Origin of the sequence: Kitasatospora sp. NPDC088391, assembly GCF_044753345.1 — a bacterium.
In the GTDB taxonomy this organism is placed as follows: domain Bacteria; phylum Actinomycetota; class Actinomycetes; order Streptomycetales; family Streptomycetaceae; genus Kitasatospora.
Window position 1 is genome coordinate 60704 of the sequence record NZ_JBIVNB010000005.1, and the last position, 23124, is coordinate 83827.

At 75.3% G+C, this 23124-nt stretch carries 20 protein-coding genes, 5 tRNA genes and 1 pseudogene; 15 read left to right on the forward strand and 11 right to left on the reverse strand.

All coding sequences use genetic code 11. The annotated features are described in order from the left end of the window. The first annotated feature begins 31 nt into the window (after positions 1-31). The 9 genes from ACIQBJ_RS16800 to ACIQBJ_RS16840 all read left to right on the forward strand — a co-directional run bounded on the left by ACIQBJ_RS16800 (position 32) and on the right by ACIQBJ_RS16840 (position 11968). Positions 32-868: a MetQ/NlpA family ABC transporter substrate-binding protein gene (locus ACIQBJ_RS16800; RefSeq protein ID WP_400709985.1), complete on the forward strand. Its 837-nt coding sequence runs from the start codon at positions 32-34 to the stop codon at positions 866-868. A 145-nt stretch (positions 869-1013) separates the two neighbouring features. Continuing rightward, positions 1014-1640 carry a GNAT family N-acetyltransferase gene (locus ACIQBJ_RS16805; RefSeq protein ID WP_400709988.1) on the forward strand — a complete coding sequence of 209 codons (627 nt, stop codon included), beginning with the start codon at positions 1014-1016 and terminating at the stop codon, positions 1638-1640. Between the two features lie 124 nt (positions 1641-1764). Then, complete coding sequence (gene cbiE / locus ACIQBJ_RS16810) at positions 1765-3003, forward strand: precorrin-6y C5,15-methyltransferase (decarboxylating) subunit CbiE (RefSeq protein WP_400709991.1); 1239 nt, start codon at positions 1765-1767, stop codon at positions 3001-3003. 438 nt (positions 3004-3441) lie between these two features. Continuing rightward, the gene (cobT, locus tag ACIQBJ_RS16815) at positions 3442-6984 is read left to right on the forward strand and encodes a nicotinate-nucleotide--dimethylbenzimidazole phosphoribosyltransferase (protein WP_400709994.1); all 3543 of its coding nucleotides are present in this window, start codon (positions 3442-3444) and stop codon (positions 6982-6984) included. A gap of 162 nt (positions 6985-7146) precedes the next feature. Continuing rightward, complete coding sequence (cobA, locus tag ACIQBJ_RS16820; protein ID WP_400709997.1) at positions 7147-8382, forward strand: uroporphyrinogen-III C-methyltransferase; 1236 nt, start codon at positions 7147-7149, stop codon at positions 8380-8382. 44 nt (positions 8383-8426) lie between these two features. After that, a complete protein-coding gene (locus ACIQBJ_RS16825) occupies positions 8427-9230 on the forward strand; it encodes a TrmH family RNA methyltransferase (protein WP_400710000.1) in 804 nt (267 codons plus the stop codon). 78 nt (positions 9231-9308) lie between these two features. After that, positions 9309-10142, forward strand: coding sequence for a hypothetical protein (locus ACIQBJ_RS16830; protein WP_400710003.1), 834 nt, complete (start codon positions 9309-9311; stop codon positions 10140-10142). Further along, positions 10073-10942 (forward strand): IS5 family transposase, encoded by an 870-nt coding sequence (locus ACIQBJ_RS16835; RefSeq protein ID WP_400710006.1) that lies wholly within the window; start codon positions 10073-10075, stop codon positions 10940-10942. Before ACIQBJ_RS16830 ends, ACIQBJ_RS16835 begins: the two co-directional genes overlap by 70 nt. A gap of 261 nt (positions 10943-11203) precedes the next feature. Continuing rightward, positions 11204-11968, forward strand: coding sequence for a CPBP family intramembrane glutamic endopeptidase (locus ACIQBJ_RS16840; protein ID WP_400710009.1), 765 nt, complete (start codon positions 11204-11206; stop codon positions 11966-11968). Between the two features lie 81 nt (positions 11969-12049). Here the strand turns inward: ACIQBJ_RS16840 and ACIQBJ_RS16845 are convergent, their stop codons facing one another. The 5 genes and pseudogenes from ACIQBJ_RS16845 to ACIQBJ_RS16865 form a co-directional block, all read right to left on the reverse strand. After that, positions 12050-12289 carry a hypothetical protein gene (locus ACIQBJ_RS16845; protein WP_400710012.1) on the reverse strand — a complete coding sequence of 80 codons (240 nt, stop codon included), beginning with the start codon at positions 12287-12289 and terminating at the stop codon, positions 12050-12052. Positions 12290-12474: 185 nt separating this feature from the next. Beyond that, entirely contained in the window at positions 12475-13005 is a 531-nt protein-coding gene (locus ACIQBJ_RS16850; protein ID WP_400711321.1) for an RICIN domain-containing protein, read from the reverse strand. A 1077-nt stretch (positions 13006-14082) separates the two neighbouring features. Next, on the reverse strand, positions 14083-14457 hold the full coding sequence (locus ACIQBJ_RS16855) for a hypothetical protein (protein WP_400710015.1): 375 nt from the start codon (positions 14455-14457) through the stop codon (positions 14083-14085). A gap of 133 nt (positions 14458-14590) precedes the next feature. Beyond that, entirely contained in the window at positions 14591-15148 is a 558-nt protein-coding gene (locus ACIQBJ_RS16860; RefSeq protein ID WP_400710018.1) for a hypothetical protein, read from the reverse strand. Between the two features lie 629 nt (positions 15149-15777). Continuing rightward, positions 15778-17160: pseudogene (locus ACIQBJ_RS16865) on the reverse strand (protein kinase); the annotation flags it as partial. A 544-nt stretch (positions 17161-17704) separates the two neighbouring features. On the opposite strand from ACIQBJ_RS16865, the gene ACIQBJ_RS16870 reads away from it, so the two are divergent. Continuing rightward, positions 17705-17881 carry a hypothetical protein gene (locus ACIQBJ_RS16870; RefSeq protein ID WP_400710021.1) on the forward strand — a complete coding sequence of 59 codons (177 nt, stop codon included), beginning with the start codon at positions 17705-17707 and terminating at the stop codon, positions 17879-17881. Positions 17882-18156: 275 nt separating this feature from the next. On the opposite strand, the gene ACIQBJ_RS16875 is transcribed toward ACIQBJ_RS16870, so the two are convergent. The 5 genes from ACIQBJ_RS16875 to ACIQBJ_RS16895 all read right to left on the reverse strand — a co-directional run bounded on the left by ACIQBJ_RS16875 (position 18157) and on the right by ACIQBJ_RS16895 (position 18668). Further along, positions 18157-18231: transfer RNA gene (locus ACIQBJ_RS16875), tRNA-Val, on the reverse strand. Between the two features lie 33 nt (positions 18232-18264). Beyond that, positions 18265-18336: transfer RNA gene (locus ACIQBJ_RS16880), tRNA-Val, on the reverse strand. 35 nt (positions 18337-18371) lie between these two features. Beyond that, positions 18372-18443: transfer RNA gene (locus tag ACIQBJ_RS16885), tRNA-Val, on the reverse strand. Between the two features lie 39 nt (positions 18444-18482). Continuing rightward, positions 18483-18556: transfer RNA gene (locus tag ACIQBJ_RS16890), tRNA-Cys, on the reverse strand. Between the two features lie 39 nt (positions 18557-18595). Then, positions 18596-18668 (reverse strand) — tRNA-Gly (locus tag ACIQBJ_RS16895). Positions 18669-18969: 301 nt separating this feature from the next. Here ACIQBJ_RS16895 and ACIQBJ_RS16900 point away from each other — a divergent pair. The 5 genes from ACIQBJ_RS16900 (at position 18970) to ACIQBJ_RS16920 (ending at position 22572) form a co-directional block, all read left to right on the forward strand. Next, entirely contained in the window at positions 18970-20001 is a 1032-nt protein-coding gene (locus tag ACIQBJ_RS16900; protein WP_400711323.1) for a chorismate-binding protein, read from the forward strand. A 62-nt stretch (positions 20002-20063) separates the two neighbouring features. After that, complete coding sequence (locus ACIQBJ_RS16905; RefSeq protein ID WP_400710024.1) at positions 20064-20894, forward strand: aminotransferase class IV; 831 nt, start codon at positions 20064-20066, stop codon at positions 20892-20894. Between the two features lie 335 nt (positions 20895-21229). Next, positions 21230-21496, forward strand: a complete 267-nt coding sequence (locus tag ACIQBJ_RS16910; protein WP_400710027.1) for a hypothetical protein — start codon at positions 21230-21232, stop codon at positions 21494-21496. An 18-nt stretch (positions 21497-21514) separates the two neighbouring features. Beyond that, positions 21515-21727, forward strand: a complete 213-nt coding sequence (locus ACIQBJ_RS16915; RefSeq protein WP_400710030.1) for a hypothetical protein — start codon at positions 21515-21517, stop codon at positions 21725-21727. After that, positions 21724-22572: a GNAT family N-acetyltransferase gene (locus tag ACIQBJ_RS16920; RefSeq protein WP_400710033.1), complete on the forward strand. Its 849-nt coding sequence runs from the start codon at positions 21724-21726 to the stop codon at positions 22570-22572. The genes ACIQBJ_RS16915 and ACIQBJ_RS16920 overlap by 4 nt, the downstream gene beginning before the upstream one ends. 51 nt (positions 22573-22623) lie before the next feature. Here ACIQBJ_RS16920 and ACIQBJ_RS16925 read toward each other — a convergent pair whose 3' ends face one another. Further along, the gene (locus ACIQBJ_RS16925) at positions 22624-23112 is read right to left on the reverse strand and encodes a DsbA family protein (RefSeq protein ID WP_400710036.1); all 489 of its coding nucleotides are present in this window, start codon (positions 23110-23112) and stop codon (positions 22624-22626) included. Positions 23113-23124: the final 12 nt, after the last annotated feature.

The following is a 23124-nucleotide window of genomic DNA, read 5'->3' on the forward strand; positions in this document are numbered from 1 at the left end:
GCCGTTCGCACCCCGCAGAAAGGCACTTTTCGTGCGTAACGTTCTGAAGACCGCCGCCCTGACCACCACCGCCGCCGGCCTCGCGCTCACCCTCGCGGCCTGCTCCTCCGGCTCCTCGGGCTCCGGCGCCTCCGCCGACCCGAACAAGGCCCTGGTGGTCGCCGCCAGCCCCACCCCGCACGGCCAGATCCTCAAGTTCGTGAAGGACAACCTGGCGGAGAAGGCCGGCCTCAAGCTGGACATCAAGGAGGTCAGCGACTACGTGACCCCCAACACCTCGGTCCAGGACGGCTCCGCGGACGCGAACTACTTCCAGCACCAGCCCTACCTCGACGACTTCAACAAGAAGAACGGCACCGACATCGTCGCGGTCGAGACCGTCCACCTGGAGCCGCTCGGCGTCTACTCCAAGAAGGTCAAGACCGTCGCCGAGCTCAAGGACGGCGCCCAGGTCGCCGTCCCCAGCGACGCCACCAACGAGGGCCGGGCGCTCAAGCTGCTCGCCGACAACAACGTCATCACCCTCAAGAGCGGCGCCGGCACCACCGCCACCGTCCAGGACATCGCCACCAACCCGAAGAACCTCAAGTTCAAGGAGCTGGAGGCGGCCCAGCTGCCGCGCTCCCTCGACGACGTCGACGCCGCCGTCATCAACGGCAACTACGCCCTCGGCGCCGGCCTCAAGCCGTCCACCGACGCCATCCTGGTCGAGAAGGCCCAGGGCAACCCCTACGCCAACATCCTCGCCGTCAAGAAGGGCCACCAGGACGACCCGCGGGTCAAGAAGCTCGCCGAGCTGCTGCACTCGCCCGAGGTCAAGAAGTACATCGACGACACCTTCCAGGGCTCCGTCGTCCCCGCGTTCTGATCCCCGCTCAGCACCCGCGGTGCCCCCGGCCTCCCCGCCGGGGGCACCGCGCTGACGGGGCGTGAGGCCGCGAACGGGTACGCTGGCACGCCCGACGGAGGGACGGGGCGTACGGTGTGTCCACGACCCGGCGAGGAGAGACGGCATGGTTGCGAACTTCCCCGAGACAGCCATCAGCACCGAACGGCTGCTGCTGCGCGCCCTTGAGGAGCCGGACGCCCCCGCGCTGACCGCGATGCTCGCCGACGAACTCGTCCAGACCTGGACCGGCCACCCCCGGCCCTACGGCCCCGCCACCGCCCACGACCTGATCACCCGTCATGCCCCCGAACGGCGCGCCCACGGCCGAGGAATCGTTTTCGCCGTCACCGAACACCTCACCCAGCGCCTGGTCGGCCTGCTCGAACTCGACCGCACCGACTGGCACCTGCGCGCCACCGAGGTCCGCTTCGTCACCGCCCCCTGGGCCCGCGGCGAGGGCTACGCCCCCGAGGCCGTCCTCGCCACCGCCCAGTGGCTGTTCGAGGACCGCGGCTTCCAACGCCTCGAACTGCGCACCGCCGCCGGCAACACCGCCGCCCAGCAGGTCGCCCAGAAGACCGGCGCGATCAGCGAGGGCGTGCTGCGCAACGCCGCCATAGTCCGCGGCGGCGAATGGGGCCCCGGCCCCGAGGAGCACACCGACCTGATCGTCTGGAGCCTGCTCCCCGAGGACCTCGAACCGCCCGACCACCGCCACCCCGCCGGCCACCACCCCGCGCTGCGCCACTGACCCGGCCCGCGCCGCACCCCCGCACCACCCCGGCCACGCGGTAGCCTCTGCCCCGGGGACCACCGCCGGACAGCGGCAACTCCCCCTCCAGGGGCGGAACACGGCGTAGGGAGAACAGCCGCAGATGGCTGACCGGATCACGGTCATCGGGTGGGACGGCACCCCCTTGACCCAGGCCGCCGCCGGCGCGCTCGCCGGAGCCACCCTGGTCGCCGGGGCGGGCTACCAGCTCGCCGCCCTCCCCGTCCCCGAACGCGCCGAGCGGATCGGCCTCGCCGACCTGCCCGCCGCGGCCCGCCGACTCGCCGAGCACCGCGGCACCGCCGTCGTCGTCGCCGAGGGCGACCCCGGCTTCTTCGGCGTCGTGCGCACCCTGCGCCGCCCCGAGTACGGCCTCGAACTCGAAGTGCTGCCCGCCGTCTCCTCGGTCGCCACCGCCTTCGCCCGGGCCGGCATGGCCTGGGAGGACGCGCAGGTGGTCTCCGCCCACGGCGGCCGCCTGCGCCGCGCCGCCAACGTCTGCCGCGCCCACCCCAAGGTCGCCGTCCTCACCACCGGCGACGCCGGGCCCAGCGAACTCGCCCTGATGCTGCGCGGCGTCCCCCGCACCTTCGTGGTCTGCGAGGCCCTCGGCACCCCCGAGGAGGACGTCACCGTCCTCACCTCCGAACGCGTCCCCGACCACGACTGGCGCGACCCCTCCGTCGTCCTGGTCATCGGCAACGTCCCGCCCGCCGAGGCCGCCGCCGGCTGGCTGGCCGGCCGCCCCCTCGACCACCCCGGCCCGCAGCGCGGCTGGGCGCTCCCCGGCCGGGCGTACGCCGGGGCGGACGCCGACACCCGGCGCCCCCGCGCACTCCCGCCGCACGTCCGCGCGCTCGCCCTGGCCCGGCTCGCGCCCACCGCCGGCGACCTGCTCTGGACGCTCGGCGCCGGCGACGGTGCACTCGCCGTCGAAGCCGCCCGGTTCGGCGCCGCCGTCGTCGCCGTCGAGGCCGAACCCGCCGACTGCGCCCGGATCGCCGCCAACGCCCGCCGGGCCGGCGTCGAGGTCGAGACCGCCACCGGCACCGGCCCCGAAGTCCTCGGCGCCCTCCCCGAACCCGACGCCGTCGCCGTCGAGCACGGCGGCCCCGCCATGGTCCGGGCCGTCGCCGCCCGCAAGCCCGAACGCGTGGTCGCCGTCGCCCGCAGCCTCGCCGAGGCCGCCGAGACCCGGCAGGCCCTCGACGCCGCCGGCTACCGCACCGACGGCCTGCTGCTCCAGTCCGCCCCGCTCCGCGCCGAACAGGGAAGCGGAGCCGGACCGTCCTTCGGCCGCGGCGACTACACCCTGCTGATCTGGGGCGAACCCCACGACTGACCTCCCGGTGACCACCCGGTGGACGGCCCGGCCCGCTGTCCGACCCCACCGGTACGGTGATCCCCGTCGCATCCGGACAGGGTTTCGAGAACGGCCCCCGCCGGGCCGGTAGGGTTCTGCCCGGGGCCGATCCGTCGAAGCGGCACCGTGTCCGATCCGGCCCGGTTGCCACCCATTTGACGGGTTGCCACCCGAACGGCCCGCTTCGCGGGCATTCGACGCGGTGCGCACCGGCCCGGAAGAATGCCGTGAGGGTCCGAAGCGGCCGTGCCGTCGTGCCGGTTTCTCGGGGCTGTCGTTGTTTCTGATGGCATGCCACCCGTGCGGGTGACGGCCGAAGGAGTAAGGGGGACGGGTCGGTGCGGGCCCGCCCCGGCGAAGTGGCGGAGCCCCGGGGCCCCGCCGAGGACGCGCAAGCGCCCTGGAAGGAGCATTGACATGACCGACGGCGGCCACGCCCCCAGCGCCGGTCCCCTCGCGCCCGAACCCGGGCCCGGCGGACCTGTCCCGGAGCACCACCTCCTCGGCGCGCCCCTTCCGCCCGCCGCGCCCGCGGCCGGCCCCGGCTGGCACGGTGAGCAGCGCCCCGCCTACACCTTCCTCGACCAGCCCGACGGCGACGAGGAGGAGGACGAGCTGCTGATGCCCGCCCCCCAGACCGCCTGGGGCGACGCCGTGCACGGCGTCGTCGAGGCCGGCGAGCCGCAGCCCGCCGGGACGCCCGCCGCGGGCACCCCCGTCGCCCCGTCCTGGCCCCCCGTCGCCCCGCCCGCGGCCGCCGAGCCGCAGGGCGTCGCGCAGCAGACCCCGGGCGCCCCGCTCCAGCCGGTCGAGCCCGGTGTTCCGGCCGGGCCGGTCGCCGAGGCGTCGCCCGTCGCCCCGCCCGCGGCCGCCGCCGAGGCCCCCGTCGCGCCGGAGGCGCCCGGCACCCTGCACCTCGCCGCCGGCGTACAGCAGGCGCCCCCGCAGCCGCGCCGCCCGCTGCACGCGGGCCCGCCGATCCCCGACCCCTCGCTGATGACCGGTCACGTTCCGGTCCGCTCGCTCGCCGACCGCGGCCCGTCCACCCCCGGCGGCACCCCCGCGTTCGGGGTGACCGTGCTGCCCGCCGAAACGGTGCAGCAACAGGGGCCCGTGACGGCGCCGCAGCCCGTGCAGGCCCCGGTCGCCGCGCCGCCCGTCGCGGTGCAGCCCGTGCTGGTGCCCGCGCCCGTCCAGCCGCACGTGGTCGAGGCCGCCGCCGCGGCCGTCGCGCCCGCCGAACCGGTTGTGCCGGTCACGCCGGTCGCGGCCGAGCAGGCGGAGGTCGAGCAGGCCGTCGAAGCCCCCGCCGCCGGGAGCGCCCCGGTGGAGGCCGCGCCCGCCGCCGTCGAGACCGCGGAGCCGGTCGCGGCGCCGGCGGCCGCCGAGGCCGCCAGCCTGGCGCCGGTGTTCGTCGAGCCGGTCCAGCCCGTCCAGCAGGTCCAGCAGGTCGAGGCGCCCGTCGCCGTCGTCGCGCCCGTCGCGCCCGAGCAGCCCGCCGTCGTGTCCGAGCCGGTGGCGGTCGCGCAGCCCGAGCCCGAGGCGGTCGCTGCTCCCGGCCCGGAAACTGACGCCCCGTCGGACGCGCAGTCCGAGGCGCCCGCCGCCGTCGTCGAGGCCGCCGAGGCCGGGCAGCCCGAGGCCGCACCGGTCGAGCAGGCCGCGCCGGTCGCCGAGCAGCCCGAGGCCGAGCCCGTGGCCGTGCCCGTCGAGCCGGAGGCCGCCAAGTCGGGCAGCCGCGGTGCGCACCGCCGGATCTCCGCGTTCCTCGCCGCGCCCGCCGGCCTGCCGCTGCTGGAGGCCGCGCCGGTCGCCGCCGTCGACCCCGCGGAGGCCCCGGAGCCGGTCGTCGCCGGGACCGTCGAACAGCCCGCGCCGGAGGAGCCGGTGGCCGAGCCCGCCGCGCCGGTCGCCGAGCAGCAGCCGGTCGACGCCCCCGAGGCCGTCGAGCAGACGGTGGAGGAGCCGGTGGCCGAGGCTCCCGAAGCCGTCGCCGAGACCACGGAGACCCCCGAGGCCGTCGAGGCCGCCGCGGTCGCCGAGGTCGTCGAAGCCGTCGCCGAGACCCCGGAGACCACGGAGGCCCCCGAGGCGGTCGAGGCCGCCGCGGAGACCCCCGAGGCTCCCGAAGCCGTCGAGGCCGCCGAAGCCGTCACGGAGACCCCCGAGGGCGCCGAGGCCGCCGAGCCGGCCGAGGAGGAGCGTCCGCCCGCCGCGCCCGGTTACGACGAGGCCGGGCGGGAGGCCGTCCACCAGGTGATCCGGGAGCGGCGCGACGTCCGCAACGGGTTCCGGCCGGACGCGATCCCGCACGAGGTGCTGATCCGGGTGCTGGAGGCCGCGCACACCGCGCCCAGCGTCGGCTACTCGCAGCCCTGGGACTTCGTGGTGATCCGTTCCGCGAAGACCCGCCGGAAGATCCACGAACTGGCGGAGCGCCAGCGCGAGGCGTTCGCCGACTCGCTGCCCAAGGGCCGGGCGAAGCAGTTCAAGGAAATCAAGATCGAGGCGATCCTGGAGACGCCGGTCAACATCGTGGTGACCGCCGACCGCACCCGCGGCGGCCGGCACACGCTGGGCCGGCACACCCAGCCGCAGATGGCCCCGTACTCGGCCGCGCTCGCCGTCGAGAACCTGTGGCTGGCCGCCCGCGCCGAGGGCCTGGGCGTCGGCTGGGTGAGCTTCTTCGACGAGGAGGAGCTGGTCCGCGAACTCGGCCTGCCCGAGCACCTGGAGGTCGTCGCCTACCTGTGCGTCGGCTACGTGGACGCCTTCCCCGACGAGCCCGAGCTGCAGCAGCAGGGCTGGGCGAAGAAGCGCCCGCTGTCCTGGGTGGTGCACGAGGAGCAGTACGGCAACCGCGCGCTGCCCGGCGAGGAGCCGCACGACCTGCTCTCCGACACCCTGCGCGGCATCCGCCCGCTGGACGCCAAGGCGCTCGGCGAGGCGTGGGACCGGCAGAAGCGGATGACCAAGCCCGCCGGTTCGCTCGGCGTCCTCGAACTGATCGCCGCCCAGCTCTCCGGCCTGGCCCGGAAGTGCCCGCCGCCGATCCCCGAGCCCGGCTGCGTGGCGATCTTCGCCGGCGACCACGGCGTGCACGCCCAGGGCGTCACCCCGTGGCCGCAGGAGGTCACCGCCCAGATGGTCGGCAACTTCCTGGCCGGGGGAGCGGTGGTCAACGCCTTCGCCGCCCAGATCGGCACCGAGGTGTGCGTGGTCGACGTCGGCGTCGCCGCCGACCTGCCGGACGCCATCCAGCAGGGCCGCACCACCGGCCTGCTGCCGCGCAAGGTCAAGCCCGGCACCGACGACATGACGCAGGGCCCGGCGATGAGCCGGGACGAGGCGCTGCGCGCGATCGAGGTCGGCATCGAGACCGCCCGCGACCTGGTCGCGGCCGGCAACAAGGTGCTGATCACCGGCGACATGGGCATCGCCAACACCACCGCCTCCGCCGCGCTGATCTCGGTGTTCACCGGCACCGACCCGGCCGAGGTCACCGGCCGCGGCACCGGCATCGACGACGAGACCCACGCCCGCAAGGTCGAGGTGATCCGGCAGGCGCTGGAACTGCACAAGCCCGACCCGGCCGACCCGATCGGCGTGCTGTCCGCCGTCGGCGGCCTGGAGCACGCCGCGATCGCCGGCTTCCTGCTCGGCGCCGCCTCGCTGCGCACCCCCGTCATCCTGGACGGCGTCATCGCCGGCTCGGCCGCGCTGGCCGCCAAGGCCATCGCCCCCGAGGTGCTGGCCGCCTGCATCGCCGGCCACCGCTCCGCCGAGCCCGGCCACCAGGCCGCGCTCGCCAAGCTCGGCCTGCGCCCGCTGATCGACCTCGACCTGCGCCTCGGCGAGGGCACCGGCGCCCTGCTGGCCCTCCCGCTGGTGCAGAGCGCGGCCCGGGCGATGCACGATGTAGCCACCTTCGACTCCGCCGGAGTCACCGAGAAGGCCTGATCCACCACCGGCGTCCGGCCGTCCCCGCGTGCGAGCGGGGGCGGCCGTCCCCGCCGGCCCGTACCGGCTCAAGGGCGCGTCGGCACCGGGCTCCCGCCCACGGGGCGGCCCGGCCTCCCGCCGGACCTCCCCGCACCGCCGCCCACCCAGGAGCTCCCCCTCATGACCGCGCCCACCCCGCACCCGCACCCCACCACCCAGGGGCTCACCCCGTACCCCGTCGGCCTGCTGCTCGGCGGCCGCCGCGTCGTGGTGGTCGGCGGCGGCCAGGTCGCCCAGCGGCGGCTGCCCGCGCTGATCGCCGCCGGGGCCGACATCCACCTGATATCCCCGGCCACCACCCCCGCCGTCTCCGCGATGGCCGACGCCGGCGAACTCACCTGGCACCGGCGGCCGTACGCCGACGGCGACCTCGCCGACACCTGGTACGCGCTGGTCGCCACCGACGACCCGGCCGTCAACACCGCCGTCTCCGCCGAGGCCGAGCGGCTGCGGGTGTTCTGCTCGCGCAGCGACGACGCCTCCGCCGCCACCGCCTGGACGCCCGCCTCCGGCCACGACGCCGGGGCCACCGTCGCCGTCCTCACCGGCGACCCCCGGCACTCCGCCGCGCTCCGCGACTCCATCGTGGCCGGCCTGCGGGACGGCTCGCTCGCCGCCCGCCAGTACCGCGCCCGCGGCGCCGGCGTCGCCCTGGTCGGCGGCGGGCCCGGCGACCCCGACCTGATCACCGTCCGCGGCCGCCGCCTGCTCGCCGACGCCGACGTGGTCGTCGCCGACCGGCTCGCCCCCCGCGAACTGCTCGCCGAACTCCCGCCGCACGTCGAGGTGATCGACGCCTCGAAGATCCCGTACGGTCGCTTCATGGCGCAGGAGGCGATCAACCGGGCGCTGGTCGAGCACGCCAAGGCCGGGAAGTTCGTGGTCCGGCTCAAGGGCGGCGACCCGTACGTCTTCGGGCGCGGCGGCGAGGAACTGCTGGCCTGCGTCGAGGCGGGCATCCCCGTCACCGTCGTCCCCGGCATCTCCTCCTCGATCAGCGTCCCCGCCGCCGCCGGCATCCCCGTCACCCACCGCGGACTGACCCACGAGTTCACCGTCATCTCCGGCCACGTCGGCCCCGGCGGGCGCTCGCTCACCAACTGGCAGGCCGTCGCCGGGATGACCGGCACCCTGGTGCTGCTGATGGCCGTCGACAAGATCGGGGCGATCGCCGCCGAACTCGTCGCCCACGGCCGGGCCGCCGACACCCCCGTCGCCGTCGTCCAGGAAGGCACCACCGCCGCCCAGCGCCGGATCGACGCCACCCTGGCCACCGTCGCCGAGACCGTCGCCGCCGAAGGCGTCAAGCCGCCGGCCGTCATCGTGATCGGCGACGTCGTCCACGTCCTCGGCTGAACGCCCGGCCCGCCCGGCCCCCGGCGACGTGCGAAGATCGTGCGGTGTCCGAGCCACTGACCGTCACCGACGCCGCCGACCCCCGGCTGAGCGACTACACCGACCTGACCGACGTCGAACTGCGCCGCCGCCGCGAACCCGCCGAGGGGCTGTTCATCGCGGAGGGCGAGAAGGTGATCCGCCGCGCGCTCGCGGCGGGCTACCGGATGCGGTCGATGCTGCTCACCGCGAAGTGGCTGGGCGTGATGGCCGACGTCATCGACACCGCCGACGCGCCCGTCCACCTGGTCGAGCCCGGCCTCGCCGAGCGGGTCACGGGCTACCACGTGCACCGCGGCGCGCTCGCCTCGATGGAACGCAAGCCGCTCCCCGCGGCCGCCGAGGTGCTGGCGGGCGCCCGCCGGGTCGCCGTCCTCGAAGGGCTGGTCGACCACACCAACCTCGGCGCGATCTTCCGCTCCGCCGCCGCCCTCGGGATGGACGCCGTCCTGCTCTCCCCGGACTGCGCCGACCCGCTGTACCGGCGGGCCGTCAAGACCTCGATGGGCGCCGTCTTCTCCGTCCCCTACGCCCGGCTCGACCCCTGGCCGGACGCGCTCGGCACCGTCCGGGACGCCGGGTTCGACCTGCTCGCGCTGACGCCCTCCGGCGCCGAGGACTTCACCGTCGCCCGCCCGGACCTGCTCCCCAAGGCCGCCCTGATGCTCGGCGCCGAGGGCGACGGCCTCACCCCCAAGGCCCTCGCCGCCGCCGACCGGCGGGTCCGCATCCCGATGGCGCACGGCATCGACTCCCTCAACGTCGGCGCCGCCGCCGCGATCGCCTTCTACGCCGTCAACCACGGCTGACCCGGGGCGCGGAACGGCACCCGCGACCTTCTGTTCGAACACCGCCCGGGGCGGCGGGATCTCCGGTAGACAGACCGCGTGACCAGTCTCCGCCCCGGCACCGCCCTCCGCCAGGGTCTCCGTCAGCCCCTCCGTCAGGTCCTCGGCCGGGTCCTCCGCCGGGCCCTGCGCGGCCCGCTGCCGCCGCTCGTCCTGCTGGCCGGACTGCTGGCCGTCATGGTGCTCGCCCCGGGCCGCCCCCGGCCGCTGCACGCGGCGCTCTCGCTGCTCCTGGTGCTCGGCGGCACGGGCGGCCTCGTCCTGCTGGTGCCGCTCGCGGCGCTGCTCGGCGTGCGGACGGTCGCCGCGCTGTCCGGCACCCGCCCGCGCGGCCCCGGGCCCGGCGCGCTGACCGGCGTCGCACTCGGCGTCCTGGCCGTGCTGCTCGGCGCGAGCGTGCCCGGCCACGACCAGGGACTGCTCGGCCTCGGCCTGGTGACGCTGCTCGGCCTGCCGGTGGCGTGGGTCGGCCGCCGCGAATGGCAGCGCTGGGCCGCCGCGGGCGGGGACCGGCACGGCCCCGGGCGGTTCCGGCGCTGGCGGCAGTGGCGGTACCTGGAACGCCGGCAGCGCGAACAGGCGCGGTTCTGGCAGCCGCCCGCCGACGGGCCCGCCCCGGCACCCCGCCGGACGGGCCGGTGGCGCTGGGCGGCGGCCCCGGCCCTGGTCCTGACCGGCGCGGCACTGCTGGTGCTCGGCGTCCCCGGCGAGGCCCGCTTCGCCTGGGCCCGGCCCGACCTGACCGCCTACGCCGTGTTTTGGTTACGGGCCCGTGATCGTGGCAGGGCCGTCATGATCGCTTTGTGGGGCGTGGGGATCTTGCAGAAGAGCAGTGGCTGGTATTGGAGTCGGTGTTGCCTGCGGCAGGGGTGAGCCGCAGGTCGGAGAGCCGGCGGAGGCTGGTCGACGGAGTGCGGTGGCGGGTGCGCACTGGTGCGCCGTGGCGTGATGTTCCGTCCGAGTACGGTCCTTGGCAGACCGTGTACGGGCTGTTCCGCAGGTGGCAGCGCCAGGGCGTCTGGGCGCGGGTGCTGACGCTGTTGCAGGCCAAGGCCGATGCGGCGGGGCTCATCGTGTGGGAGGTGAGTGCCGACTCGACCGTCTGCCGGGCGCACCAGCACGTGGCCGGCGCGCGGCGGGATGGGAAGGCGCAGGCAGAACTGCCTGGCGGAGTGGTCCGCGAGCCGGAGGATCACGGGTTGGGACGGTCGCGGGGCGGGTTCAGCACAAAGATCCATCTGGCGTGCGAGCAGGGCCAGAAGCCGTTGTCGCTGCTGGTGACGGCGGTGCAGCGGGGTGACAGTCCGCAGTTCGTGGCGGTGCTGGAGGCGATCCCGGTGCCCAGGATCGGGGTGGGTCGTCCCCGGCGGACACCTGTGCGGGTACGTGCGGACAAGGCGTATTCCTCGGCCGCCAACCGTGCCTATCTGCGCAGGTGCGGGATCCGGTGCACGATCGCCGAGCCGGCCGACCAGGCTCGGCATCGCAAGCGGCGGGGGCGCTTGGGTGGTCGCCCTCCGGGGTTCGACAGCGTGGACTACCGGGCACGTCACGCGGTGGAGTGCGGGATCAGTCGCCTCGAGCAGCACCGGGCCGTCGCGACGCGGTACGAGAAGCTGGCCTGCCGTTTCGAGGCGACGGTCCAGGTCGCGGCGATTCACCAGTGGCTGTGACGCGGGGCGGCTCCGTCTGCTCGCGGGCGTTGCGGACCGCGGCCGCGGGTTCGGATGGTGCGCCGCATGGCGCAGGGCGGCCGGGAGTCCGGTGGAAGGTCACATCCGGTTTGAGGGCCAAGGGTTGATTGCTCGCTTATCGTTTAATGGTCCGAAATTGCAGATTTGATTGGGTATGTGATGGTGCAGCGCGCCGACGGGGTTGCGGTTGTTCGGTGGAGGGGCTTCTTCGAGCGGCCGACGGTGTGGAAGGCCGTGGTGGTGACCGTCGCCTATCTGGCCTACTACCTGCTGGTCGGCCTGGTCCTGGGCGCCGTCTTCGGTGACGAGGTGGACAAGGACGACCTCCTGTCGACCGGTGCCAGCATCTTCTTCGCCCTGGTGCTGCCGATCGCGGTCGGCGCAGTGACCCTGGTGGGCTTCACCGCCTCCATCGGCTGGCTGGGCCGGGTCTTCGGCCGGCAGGACGTGACGGGGCGCCGGCCCTGGATGTGGGCGGGCCCCGTGCTGGTGATCGTCGCGATCGTCGGCCACGCCGCGGCCACCGACTGGAGCAGCTGGCGGGCGGAGCAGATCGCCCTCCTCGCCCTGCTCGGGGTCTGCGTGGGCCTGGCCGAGGAACTCATGACACGCGGCCTGGTGGTGCAGATGCTGCGCGGCGCGGGCCGCTCGGAGCGGTTCGTGATGGGGGTGTCCTCGCTCCTGTTCGCGCTCATGCACATGGTCAACCTGCTGTCCGGGATGAAGGCGAGCACGGTGCTGGTCACCCTCGTCTACACCTTCGGCTTCGGCGTGTGCATGTACCTCACCATGCGGGTCACCGGCACCATCTGGGCGGCGATCGTCCTGCACGCCTTGACCGACCCGACCACGTTCCTGGCCAGCGGCGGGCTGGACGAGGCCGTCACCGGGCAGAGCGGAGCATGGTCACTCCTCGCCTCGTTGGTCACGATCCTGATGATCGTCTTCTCGCTCGTCGCGGTCTTCCTGGTCCGCGGCAAGCGCACCGCCCCCGCCGTCGGCTGACCGCCGGGGCCCGCACGGCCCCGGCCGGCATGGCTGCCCCGTCGCGGCGGCGGCACGGACGTGCCACCGCCGCGACGTTCCTCAGACGGCCAGGGTCGTCTTGAGCCGCAGGACCGCGATGTCGAGATCGAGGGTCCAGGAGTTGTAGGCGGAGTCGGCCAGCGTCACCGAGCGCACGTCGGCGGCCGGGGCGCAGGCGCCGCCGGCCGGGCAGGACGAAGAGGGCTGGAGCCACAGGGCGGTGGCGGCGAAGGCCGCGCCGACGGCAGCCGCGAGGATCGCGGCACGCCGGACGGCTGGAAACAGGAACTGACGGGCCATCAGATGAAAACTCCTCAACAGATCTACGGACGGGGTGTGGTGGACGGCCGCGCGGTCCGGTGGGGCGTCCGCTCGCGCGATGGTCGCCGAGCGACCCGTGAGCGGACGCCCCTGCGATGGTCGCCGAGCGACCCGTGAGCGGACGCCCCTGCCGGGAGTGGCCCGCGGGGCTCGGCCGGCAACTGTCAGGCGGGCTGGAAGGCGAAGGTGTCGTTGCGGGACCCCTGCCCCCAGCCGTTGGCGGGGTGGGTGATGACGGCTGCCCCGTCGGCGGTGCCGGCCTGGTCGACGTGGAAGGAGAAACTGCTCTCCCCGGACTTGTCGACCGTGAAGATGCTCTCGCCCGGCCACGGGTGGCCGACGCGGATGCGCAGCCACTGGACGGGGTTGTCGACGCAGGGCTGCTGCGTCACCGGGACGGTCGAGTTGTAGTTGCCGCTGCGGGTCAGGCACTTGCCGGCGAAGGTCTGGAGGAAGGACTGGTCGGGTGCGCCGGTGCGGGCGATGAGGGTGAACCGTTGGGACGGGCGGCCGTCGCACCGGTTCTGCACCAGGACCGCGCCGTCGGCCGTGGACGAGTTCCGGATGTCCAGGCACTTGCCGGAGTGGGCCACCGTGATCGTGTAGCCGCCGGGCACGGGTGCGGCCTGCGCGGGGGCCGCGGCCACCAACAGGACCAGGCCGCCGACGGCGGCCGAAGCGGCGAACATTCGCATGCGCAAGGGGTGAGCTCCTCAGACCGATCGGGACTACGGGGGCAGGGGCCTGCCCGGTTCGGCCCGACGGGGCCGAGGCGCCCCGGCGAACGAGCGGCCGGGTGGATGCGGCACTGCGCGGGCCGGCGGCACCGGCCGGTGGCTCTTCCGGTACCGCCCGCCCGTACAGCGCAAGCACGGTCAGCCGAAGGCGCCGGTGAGCGGGCCGACGATCGGCAGGAGTGATTCGAAGAACGCCAGGATGCTCTCTGTCACGGGGTGGTTTCCACCCTTCCGGTGATCATGCGGGAATCTCCCGCCTCAGCAGAGACGTGGGCCTGGGGAGGCCCCTGCCTCCAGGCCCACCTGGAACACGACCGGGTTCTTGGGCTGGTGACTGCCACTTCCCCGGCGCGTTCCTGCGGTCGGCGTGTCACACGATGACCGGGCCGACGTACGCTCCGGCAACCGAGACGATCTGGATCAGGGCTTCGCCCCAACTCATGGAAGACCTTTCGTGGCGGGGCGACCAGGGGACGCGGCGATGCCCGCCGCAAGCTGATCTTGGTCGGGATGATTGTTGCGTGCGCCGCCACCCTCCGTCACCCCCATCGACCAGTTCACTCGTTCGAGTGAACTGGCGCGCCGTGCACCTCAACAGTCGTGCACATCCCGGCCTCGACGCCTCTTCATGCCTCGCCGCGTCAGACTCGGTCATCCTCGTCAGGCCGCCGGCAAGGACGACACCGCCCGCGTCCGGCCAGGTGCCCAGGCCGCACGGGGTACGGACGAGAAGGTCGACCTCCGCAGCCGCCTCCACCCGCCAAAGCCGCACGCCAACGCCTACCTAAAACACGGCCTACGCCCGGCAGAGCCTGGCCGGCGGCCCGCCCGCGCACTCCGTCGGCGGGTACGCCCTGGCCGGCACCGAACTGGTCGACGGCGGCGTCAGACTGCGGATCGCCGGCGCCGGGACGTTCGGCGGCCACGGCTACGCCTACTTCCCCGCCGGCGGGCCCGCCGACCACCCGGCGCGCTACCGCCCGCTCGGCGACGGCTGGTACGCCTGGGACGAGTCCGAGCGGTTCTGACGGCAGCTCAGGACGCGGCCAGCACCGCCGGATCCGCGTCCACCAGCACGAAGCCGTTGTCGAACCTGACCCGGACCGCGACCTGCGGGCCCCGGGCGGTGAACTCCCGCCAGTGCGGCTCCAGTTCGGCGATCTCCGCCTCCAGGCGGCGCAGGCTCTCCACCGGCATGGTGTGCCCGTAGTCCTCGAACAGCGCCCGCAGCCGCTCGTACTCGCGGACCTCTGCGGGCGGCGGCACCTCCCGGACCCGCTCCACCACGCCGCCGGTCCCGGCCCCCAGCAGCAGCACCCCGGCCGCCGCCCCGTCCGCACCGGCGGACGACACCTCGCCCAGCACCAGATCCTCGGCCAGCCCGACCCGCTGCCCCGCCACCAGGCCCATCGTCCCCGCACCTCCCGCTCGCGCCGCCCGCCGCCGGAACCGGCACACGGTGGCACCATTGTCCGACGGCCGGGGACGTCCGTCGCCCGGGGCCCGCCGCCGAACGGCGCGAACCACCGGCCGCGCCGCCCTGCTACGCCGCCCGGCGCGTCGCCGGGGGCCGGATCGGCTGCGGCGCGGGCCGCCGCGGGTCGTGGTGCCGACGGCCCGTCAGGTCGCCGACCCGCAGCACCAGGTCGGGCTCCGGGGGAGCGGGCCACACCGCCAACCGGTGCTCCTCCACCGGGCGGGCCGCCGTGTCGGCCTCCCGCCCCCGGTCCCGGCCCCGGGTCTGCACCCGCACCCGGTACCAGCCCCGCCCGGCGTGCGCCAGGTTCCCGGCCGCCGCGACCTCCACCCCGTCCCAGGCCCGCAGCCGCAACTCCCCGCTGCTGTACAGCGACAGCTCCACCGCGCTCTCCCACTCCGGCCCCGGCTCCGGCGGCCGCACCGCGCACCGCTCCACCCCCAGCCGGATCAGCCCCGTGTGCGTCCCGCACAGCACCGTCAGGTGGTCCGGGCACCCCGCCGCCACCCCGTTCCCGTGGAACAGCCGGTCCAAGGCGTGCCCGTCCCAGCCCGCCGGCAGCTCCGGCCCGTACAGGAAGTACTGGCAGTACGCGACGTGCATCGCATCGGTCGTCCACATCATGCGCACATGCTGCCGCCGCCCACTGACAGCACGTCACCGCCCGCCGGGAGCGGCGAGGCGTCGGCCCGCCGGGGCCGTCAGCTCGCCGAGCCGGAGACGCCCGCGCCCGGCCAGGACTCCTCCAGGCCGCCGTCCGGGCGGACGGTGTAGCGGGTCGAGGAGACCGCGCCGGTGCGGTCGACCCGCTCCTCGCGGATCAGGGCGCCGTTCTCGACCCGCCAGACCGCGCCGGCCTCCGGGTTGGCGGTGGAGGCGCGGTCCGCGATCAGCACCGGCGCGTCGCCGGTGAAGCCGTACAACTGCACCAGGTCGACCGGGACCGAGCCCTCGACCCGGCGCAGCACCACCAGCGCGGCCTGCGCGTCCCGGTAGCGGGCCGGCAGCACGGCCGAGAGCGAGACCGGGGCCCCCGCGCCCGTCCCCCGGCCGTCGCGCAGCCGGATCGTCGGACCGCCCGCCGGGTCCGGGTAGCTCAGGTTCGGCCAGTCGACCTGCGGCTGGCCGCCCAGCGACGGGCCCAGGCCCGCCCCGCCGCGGACCGACGCGCCGTCCACCGACAGCGTCGCCCCCGCGTCCGGCCCCGGCGCGGTCACCGAGGGCAGCGGCGCCACGCCCCGCGCGTCCCGGTTCTCGCAGCCCTGCGCCACCGCGATGGCCAGCGCCACGCCCAGCGTGACGGTGACGAACACCACCAGGCGCTGGCGCAGCAGCCGCTGACGGGCCGTCGGCCGCCCGCCCAGCGTCGGGTGCGGGGTGCGCCCGGGCGGGGGAGTGCGGTCGCGGCCCGGCACCGGCGTGCGCTCCCGCCCGGCCGGGCGCCGCTCGCGCACCGTGTCGCCGTCCCGGGCGGGGCGGCGCGGCCCGGCACCCGCCGGACGCCCGGCGGGACGGCCCTCCGGCCGCCCCTCCGGACGGACGTCCTGCCGGGGCATCGCGGCCGGCCCCCCGGCGGCGGGCGGCCGGAGGGCCGACGCACCGTCAGGACGCCCGTCCCGGACCTCCGGGCGGGCCCCGGCGCGCACCGCGGCCGCCGCCTCGGCCCGGGACTCCGGCCGCCGCCCCGCACCCGGCACGGCCCGCCGCTCGGCACCCGCCGCCGCGCCCGCGCCCTCCGCCACCCGCTCCTCGGCCCGGCCCGCCGCGCCCCGACCGGCCTCGGCGCGGCCGCCCTCGGCCCGGCCCGGGCGGTCGCCGCCGCGCGCGGCCAGCTCGCTGAGGCGCTCGTGCAGCGCGGCCGCGGGCGGGCGCTCGGCGGGCTCCTTGGCCAGGCAGGCCCGCACCAGCGGGGCCAGCACCGGCGGAATGCCCGTCAGGTCCGGCTCCTCGTGCACCACCCGGTACAGCATCACCTCGGAGGACGCCCCCGACCCGAACGGCGACTCCCCGGTCAGCGCGAAGGCCAGCGTCGCCCCGAACGCGAACACGTCGGTGGCGGGCGTGACGGCCGCGCCGCGCACCTGCTCGGGCGCCAGGAAGCCCGGCGAGCCCACCGCGGTGCCGACGTGCGTCAGCGTGGACGCGCCGCGCGACCAGGCGATGCCGAAGTCGATGATCCGCGGGCCCTTGGGGGAGAGCAGGATGTTGGACGGCTTCAAGTCCCGGTGCACCACCCCCGCCTCGTGCACCTTCACCAGCCCGTCGGCCAGCGCCGCGCCGATCCGGGCCGCCTCCGGCCAGGCCATCGGCCCCTCGTCGGAGACCTGCTTGTACAGCGAGGGCCCGGGCACGTACGCGGTGGCCAGCCACGGCCGGTCGGCCTCGATGTCGGACCCCACCACCCGGGCCGTGCAGCCGCCGCGGATCCGCGAGGCGGCGGCGATCTCCCGGGCGAAACGGGTCCGGAACTCGGCGTCCTCGGCCAGCTCGGCCCGGATCAGCTTCAGCGCGACCCGCTGCCCCTTGCGGTCCGAGCCGAGGTAGACCACGCCCATCCCGCCCGCGCCGAGCCGCCGGTGCAGCCGGTACGGGCCGACGATGCGGGGGTCCTCACGCCGCAGCCGCATCATTGCCATCCGCCCGTACCCGTTCCCGTTCTCTCGACCCTTGGGGTGCGGCCCCGTCCGTCCGGGGCGCCGTCAGACAACCGTCTCGGGACAGCTTACGGACTGGTAGCGGTCGCACGTCGACACGCAACACGCGAACCGCCGGTGGGATTGTCGGATATGAGCCCCGCCCGCTGCCCGCCGCTGCCCGGAACCCGCCACCGGACCCACCGCGACCACGGCCCGGACGGCACCTCCGCGGCGCCCGACGCACCGTCAGACCCCGTCGCCCCAGCCCCGGTCGAGCCGCCCCCCAGGGGCCGCCCTCAGGGTTGGCGTCAGGGTGGCCGGGCCCCCGCCTCCGCCTCCAGGAGTACGCCACCGGGCCGCTCCTCCTACCAGCGGAGGCGCCGGGAACGGTACGCGGGCATGACGCCCCCGAAAGCCCTGCCGCCTAACGTTGTTCACAGCGAGGGCGGGCCCCGCTCGTCCCCCGAGAAACCCGCCCCCGCACCGACCGAGCACCACCCACCGACCCGACCGCAGCACCACAGCCCGGCAGGAGCACCGCACCATGGCACCGCTCAGCAGAGCCCTTCGCCGCCGGCCCCTCCCCGACGCGGAGACCCGGCACCCGATGGTCGCCCTGGCGATCGTGCTCCCCTGCGCAGTCCTGCTGATGGCCCTGTTCGGCGCGTGGGACCAACTGGCGACGCAGACCAAGGCCGTCGCCGACCTGATCGGGCGCTGATCCCGCATGGGGTAGGGATCGCGCCGGCCGGAGCAGTCCTCACCAGTCGTGGACGGACGAGGTGAGGAGCATGGCTGCAGCTCCGGCCCCCAGGATGGCCGGGAACGACACGTCGGTGAGGGCGTGCCGTTCCCGGCCACCGCTCTTTCCCCCCCGCGCTTTCCCTGCCACCGCTTTCTCCCGGCACCCCCTGCCGCCTCTCCCGGTGCCGCCCTGCTCCGCGCCCCGCGAACGCCGAGAGCCGCCGTCCGAAACCGGACGGCGGCTCTCAACTGTGGTGCGCGATACTGGGATTGAACCAGTGACCCCTACCGTGTCAAGGTAGTGCTCTCCCGCTGAGCTAATCGCGCGGGTGCGCCGGAAGCCTCGAGGAGCGTTCCGAGTGCGCGATACTGGGATTGAACCAGTGACCCCTACCGTGTCAAGGTAGTGCTCTCCCGCTGAGCTAATCGCGCGGGTCGATCCGTGCGGACCGGGGCCCGAAGGCCGGTGCGCGATACTGGGATTGAACCAGTGACCCCTACCGTGTCAAGGTAGTGCTCTCCCGCTGAGCTAATCGCGCGGGGAGGAATCGAACCGGTCGGAACCGGGTGCTTCCCCTTGGAGGTGGAGACGGGATTTGAACCCGTGTACACGGCTTTGCAGGCCGTTGCCTCGCCTCTCGGCCACTCCACCAGGCAACTCCGGGAAACGATCTTACCCTGTTTCCCATCGAGCGGACGACGAGATTCGAACTCGCGACCCTCACCTTGGCAAGGTGATGCTCTACCAACTGAGCCACGTCCGCCTGTCTTCCAGCGGGCCCCTCCGGTTTTCCCGGCTGCGCTCCCTGGCGACGTGTTGAACTCTAGCGGATGCCCGGCCCAGCTGAAAAATCCGTTCCCGCAGCGTGGCGCGGGGGTGGCCGCCGGATGCCGGACCCGCGGGGTCGCCCCGGGCGTTCCGGCAGGCCCCCGACCTAGACTTTCCGGTACCGGGGCGATCCCCCGGGGCCCGTCCCCGCGCCGCGCGCGGGGCCCGGGCAGCACCGAAATCCGTGCAGGAGAACCGTGTCCGGCCGCACCGCCCCGCTCAGCCCGCACCAGCCGATGGCCCGCTTCGCCGGACGCCTCGCCACCGGCCTGCGCGAGGTCACCCACGACCCGGCCGCCCTCGACCGCGGCGGATTCTGGGCCGTCGCCCACGACTTCGAGGGCCGGCTCACCTGCGCCCGGTTCGCCGACGTCCGCCCCGACCCGGCCCCGCCCGCCACCGGGCGCTGGCGCGGACCCGACCCGGCGCACTGGCGCAGCTCCCTCGACGCCGAGGCGTACCGCGCGGGCGTCCGCCGGGTCCGGGAGCACATCGCGGCCGGCGAGGTCTACCAGGCCAACCTCTGCCGGGTGCTGAGCGCGCCGCTGCCCGACCCGGAGTTCAGCGACATCGACGCCCTCACCGGGCTGCTCGCCGCCCACAACCCCGCGCCGTACGCAGGAACGATTCGCCTGCCCGAGCACGGCGTCGAGATCGCCACCGCCTCGCCCGAGCTCTACCTGAGCCGGCGCGGCCGCACCGTCCGCTCCGGCCCGATCAAGGGCACCGGCCGCACCGAGGCCGACCTGCTGGACAAGGACCACGCCGAGAACGTGATGATCGTCGACCTGGTCCGCAACGACCTCGGCCGGGTCTGCGACACCGGCACCGTCACCGTCCCCGACCTGTGCGCGGTCGAGAAGCACCCCGGCCTGGTCCACCTGGTCTCCACCGTCGAGGGCCGACTGCGGGCGGACGCCGGCTGGGCCGAACTGCTCGCCGCGACCTTCCCGCCCGGCTCCGTCACCGGCGCCCCCAAGAGCAGCGCCCTGCGGATCATCCGGGCCCTGGAGACCGCCCCCCGCGGCCCCTACTGCGGCGCCCTCGGCTGGGTCGACGCCGACCGCGGCGAGGCCGAACTCGCCGTCGGCATCCGCAGCTTCTGGATCGAGCGCCCGGCCGGCGCCCCGCCCGTGCTCAGGTTCGGCACCGGGGCGGGCATCACCTGGGGCTCCGACCCCGAGCGCGAGTGGCAGGAGACCGAACTCAAGGCCGCCCGACTGGTGGCGATAGCCTCCAGCGGCACCCCCGACCGCCCGCTCGACTGACCGCCCGCTCGACCGACCGCGCCCCGCTCGACCGACCGCACCCCGCTAGGAGCAACCCGCCGATGATCTGGGTCAACGGAACCCTCACCGCCGAGGACGACGCCGCGATCTCCGTCCTCGACCACGGACTCACCGTCGGCGACGGCGTCTTCGAGACCGTCAAGGCCGAGGACGGCGCACTCTTCGCCCTCACCCGCCACCTCGACCGCCTGACCCGCTCCGCCCGCGGCCTGGGCCTGCCCGACCCCGACCACGACGAGGTCCGCGCGGCCTGCGCCGCCGTCCTGGCCGCCAAGCCGCTGCCGCTCGGCCGCCTGCGGATCACCTGGACCGGCGGCACCTCCCCGCTCGGCTCCGAGCGCGGCGACAGCGGCCCCAGCCTGGTCGTCGCCCTCGGCACCGCCAAGCCCCGCCCCGACACCACCGCCGTGGTCACCGTGCCGTGGCGCCGCAACGAGCACTCCGCCGTCGCCGGGCTGAAGACCACCTCCTACGCCGAGAACGTGGTCGCGCTCGCCGCCGCGCACCGGGCCGGCGCCTCCGAGGCGCTGTTCGCCAACACCGCGGGCCTGCTCTGCGAGGGCACCGGCTCCAACGTCTTCGTCGTCCTCGACGGCCGCCTGCTCACCCCGACCCTCGCCTCCGGCTGCCTGGCCGGCATCACCCGCCGCCTGGTCGTCGACTGGACGGGCGCCGAGGAGGCCGACCTCCCGTTCGAGGCCCTCGCCGACGCCGAGGAGGTCTTCCTGACCTCCACCCTGCGCGACGTCCAGGCCGTCACCCGGATCGACGACCGCGAACTCCCCGGCCCCGGCCCGGTCACCCGCAAGGCCATGGACACCTTCGCTGCCCGGGCCGCCCAGGACCGCGACCCGGTCGGCCGGGCCCGCTGAACGCGTGACCCCGGTGGGTCGGCACGCGCCGACCCACCGGGGTCGGTCCCCGTCGATCGCCTCACCGGTCTGCGGGTCGTAGCCGGTCAGCCCACAGGACAGGGCCGGTTCGACGACGGTCGGGAACGTGTCGGCCCGGCCGTGGGACAGAGTGAGCAGGACGAACCGCGACAGGTCCTCCTGCTCCTCCAGCGACTCCTCGCTCCCGGGCCGCCCCAGGGTCAGCCGCTCGCGGAACGCGGTGACCAGCGGGCTGGGCTCGAAGCGGTCCGCGATGCCCTCGGCCGCCTCCTCGTAGAGCTCCTCGGGCGACGCGGACGGCTCACCGCGCCACCGTGCCGTCCGGCAACGGCCGGACCCCGCAGATCTGCACGGGCCGGAGCGGCGCCGTCCCGATCACCGTCACCGAACCCAACCCGTCCGGCCCGAACACCTCCGGCCCGGCCTGCCCGCGCCGGGGCCGGGACTCGCAGATCGCCGACGGCTCCTGGCACTGCGGCGGCGCGATGCCGACGGGCAGTCAGATCCCCGGCGTCATCGCCACCCACGGGGGCACCGACCTCCTCTGCGTGCAGGCCGAGGACAGTGCGGGCAGCACCTGACAGACCGGCCCCACCCCGGTGCTGAGCACCTCCACCGGCCTCGACCCGGCCGGCACCTGCGAGTACGCCATCGACAACCAGGCCCACGGCGCCGTGAGCGACGTCCGGATGTACCCGTACACCCTGACCGCCGGGCAGGTGGGCGCACTGTTCGCCAGCTGCCCCCACCGGGCCCCGCGTCGTTCCGGCGGCGGTACAAGCGCCCGGCCAAGGGGAACACCGCCGGTATGACCACCACGTTGCGGCCCGAGGGCCCCGAGGAGGCCGGCGCGGACGGGGGACGGACGCGGCGCTGGCGGATCATGGTGAACGGCCGCCCGGTCGGCGGCCTGCGGACCAGCGCCACCCCCGCCCGCGGCGGCACCCGGGTCGGCTCCATCGCCGAACTCGAGGTCCGCGAAGGCCACCGGCGCGGCCGGGCCACCGTCGGCGCCCTCGCCGCCGAGGAGGTGCTCCGCTCCTGGGGCTGCGGCCGGATCGACGTCACCGTCCCCGCCGACGCCGAACCCGCCCTGCGACTCGCCCGCGCCCTCGGCTACACCGAGACGATGCGCAACCTCGCCAAGCGGCTCGACGACCAACCCCCTCCGCTGCCAACGGAACTGACGCACCGTCCGATCGGCCCCGCCGAGTACCCCGCCTGGCGCGACGCCTCCGTCGCCGCCTACCGGGAACGCCTGACCGCCGCCGGCGCCACCCCCGCCGAAGCCGCCGAACGGGCCGCCCACGACCACCACCGGGCCCTCCCGGCCGGCCCCGCCACCCCCGACACCGCGCTGCGCCACCTGCTCGACCCCGACGGCCGGGTGCTCGGCAGCCTCTGGGTCGCCCTGCGCCAGGACGTCCTCCCGGACGGCCGCCTACTGGCCTGGGTGATGCTGGTCGAGGTCGCCCCCGAACACCGCGGCCGCGGCCACGGCCGCACCCTGATGCACCTCGCCGAGCACGCCTGCCGGGCGGCCGGCGTCCGGGACCTCGGCCTCAACGTGTTCAGCGACAACACCCCGGCCCTCGCCCTGTACGACTCGCTCGGCTACCGGCCCACCCGGCGGGTACTCGCCAAACCGCTGCTCTGAACCGCTGCTCTGAACCGCCGGTCCGAACCGCCGCTCCGGAGCGCCCCGGCCTCAGCCGCCCAGCAGCTCCACGATCCGCTCGCGCAGCCCCTCCTGGGACTGCCCGCCGTCCAGCCGCGTCCCCGCCACCACGTACGTCGGCGTGCCCTTGACGCCGATCGCCCGGCCCTCGGCCACGTCCGCGTCCACCCACAGCATGTGCCGGCCGTCGATCAGCGCGGTGTCGACCTCCTCCGCGTCCACCCCGACCGAGGCGGCGATCTCCACCAGCACCGGGGCCCCGCCGCGCTCGACCTCCTCCAGCCGCTCCAGCACCGCCTCCGCGAACTCCCAGCCCCGGCCCTGCTCGAAGGCCTCGGCCGCGGCCTCCGCCGCCGGGTACGCGTACTTGTGCTTCTCCAACGGGAAGTGCCGCAGCTCCACGGTCAGCGCGTCGCCGAACCGCTCCCGCAGCGCCCGGACGTCGTCCAGGGCGGTACGGCAGTCGGGGCACAGCAGGTCGCACCAGAACTCGACGCGGGGGAGGGGGGAATCGCTCATGCCCCCCAGTCT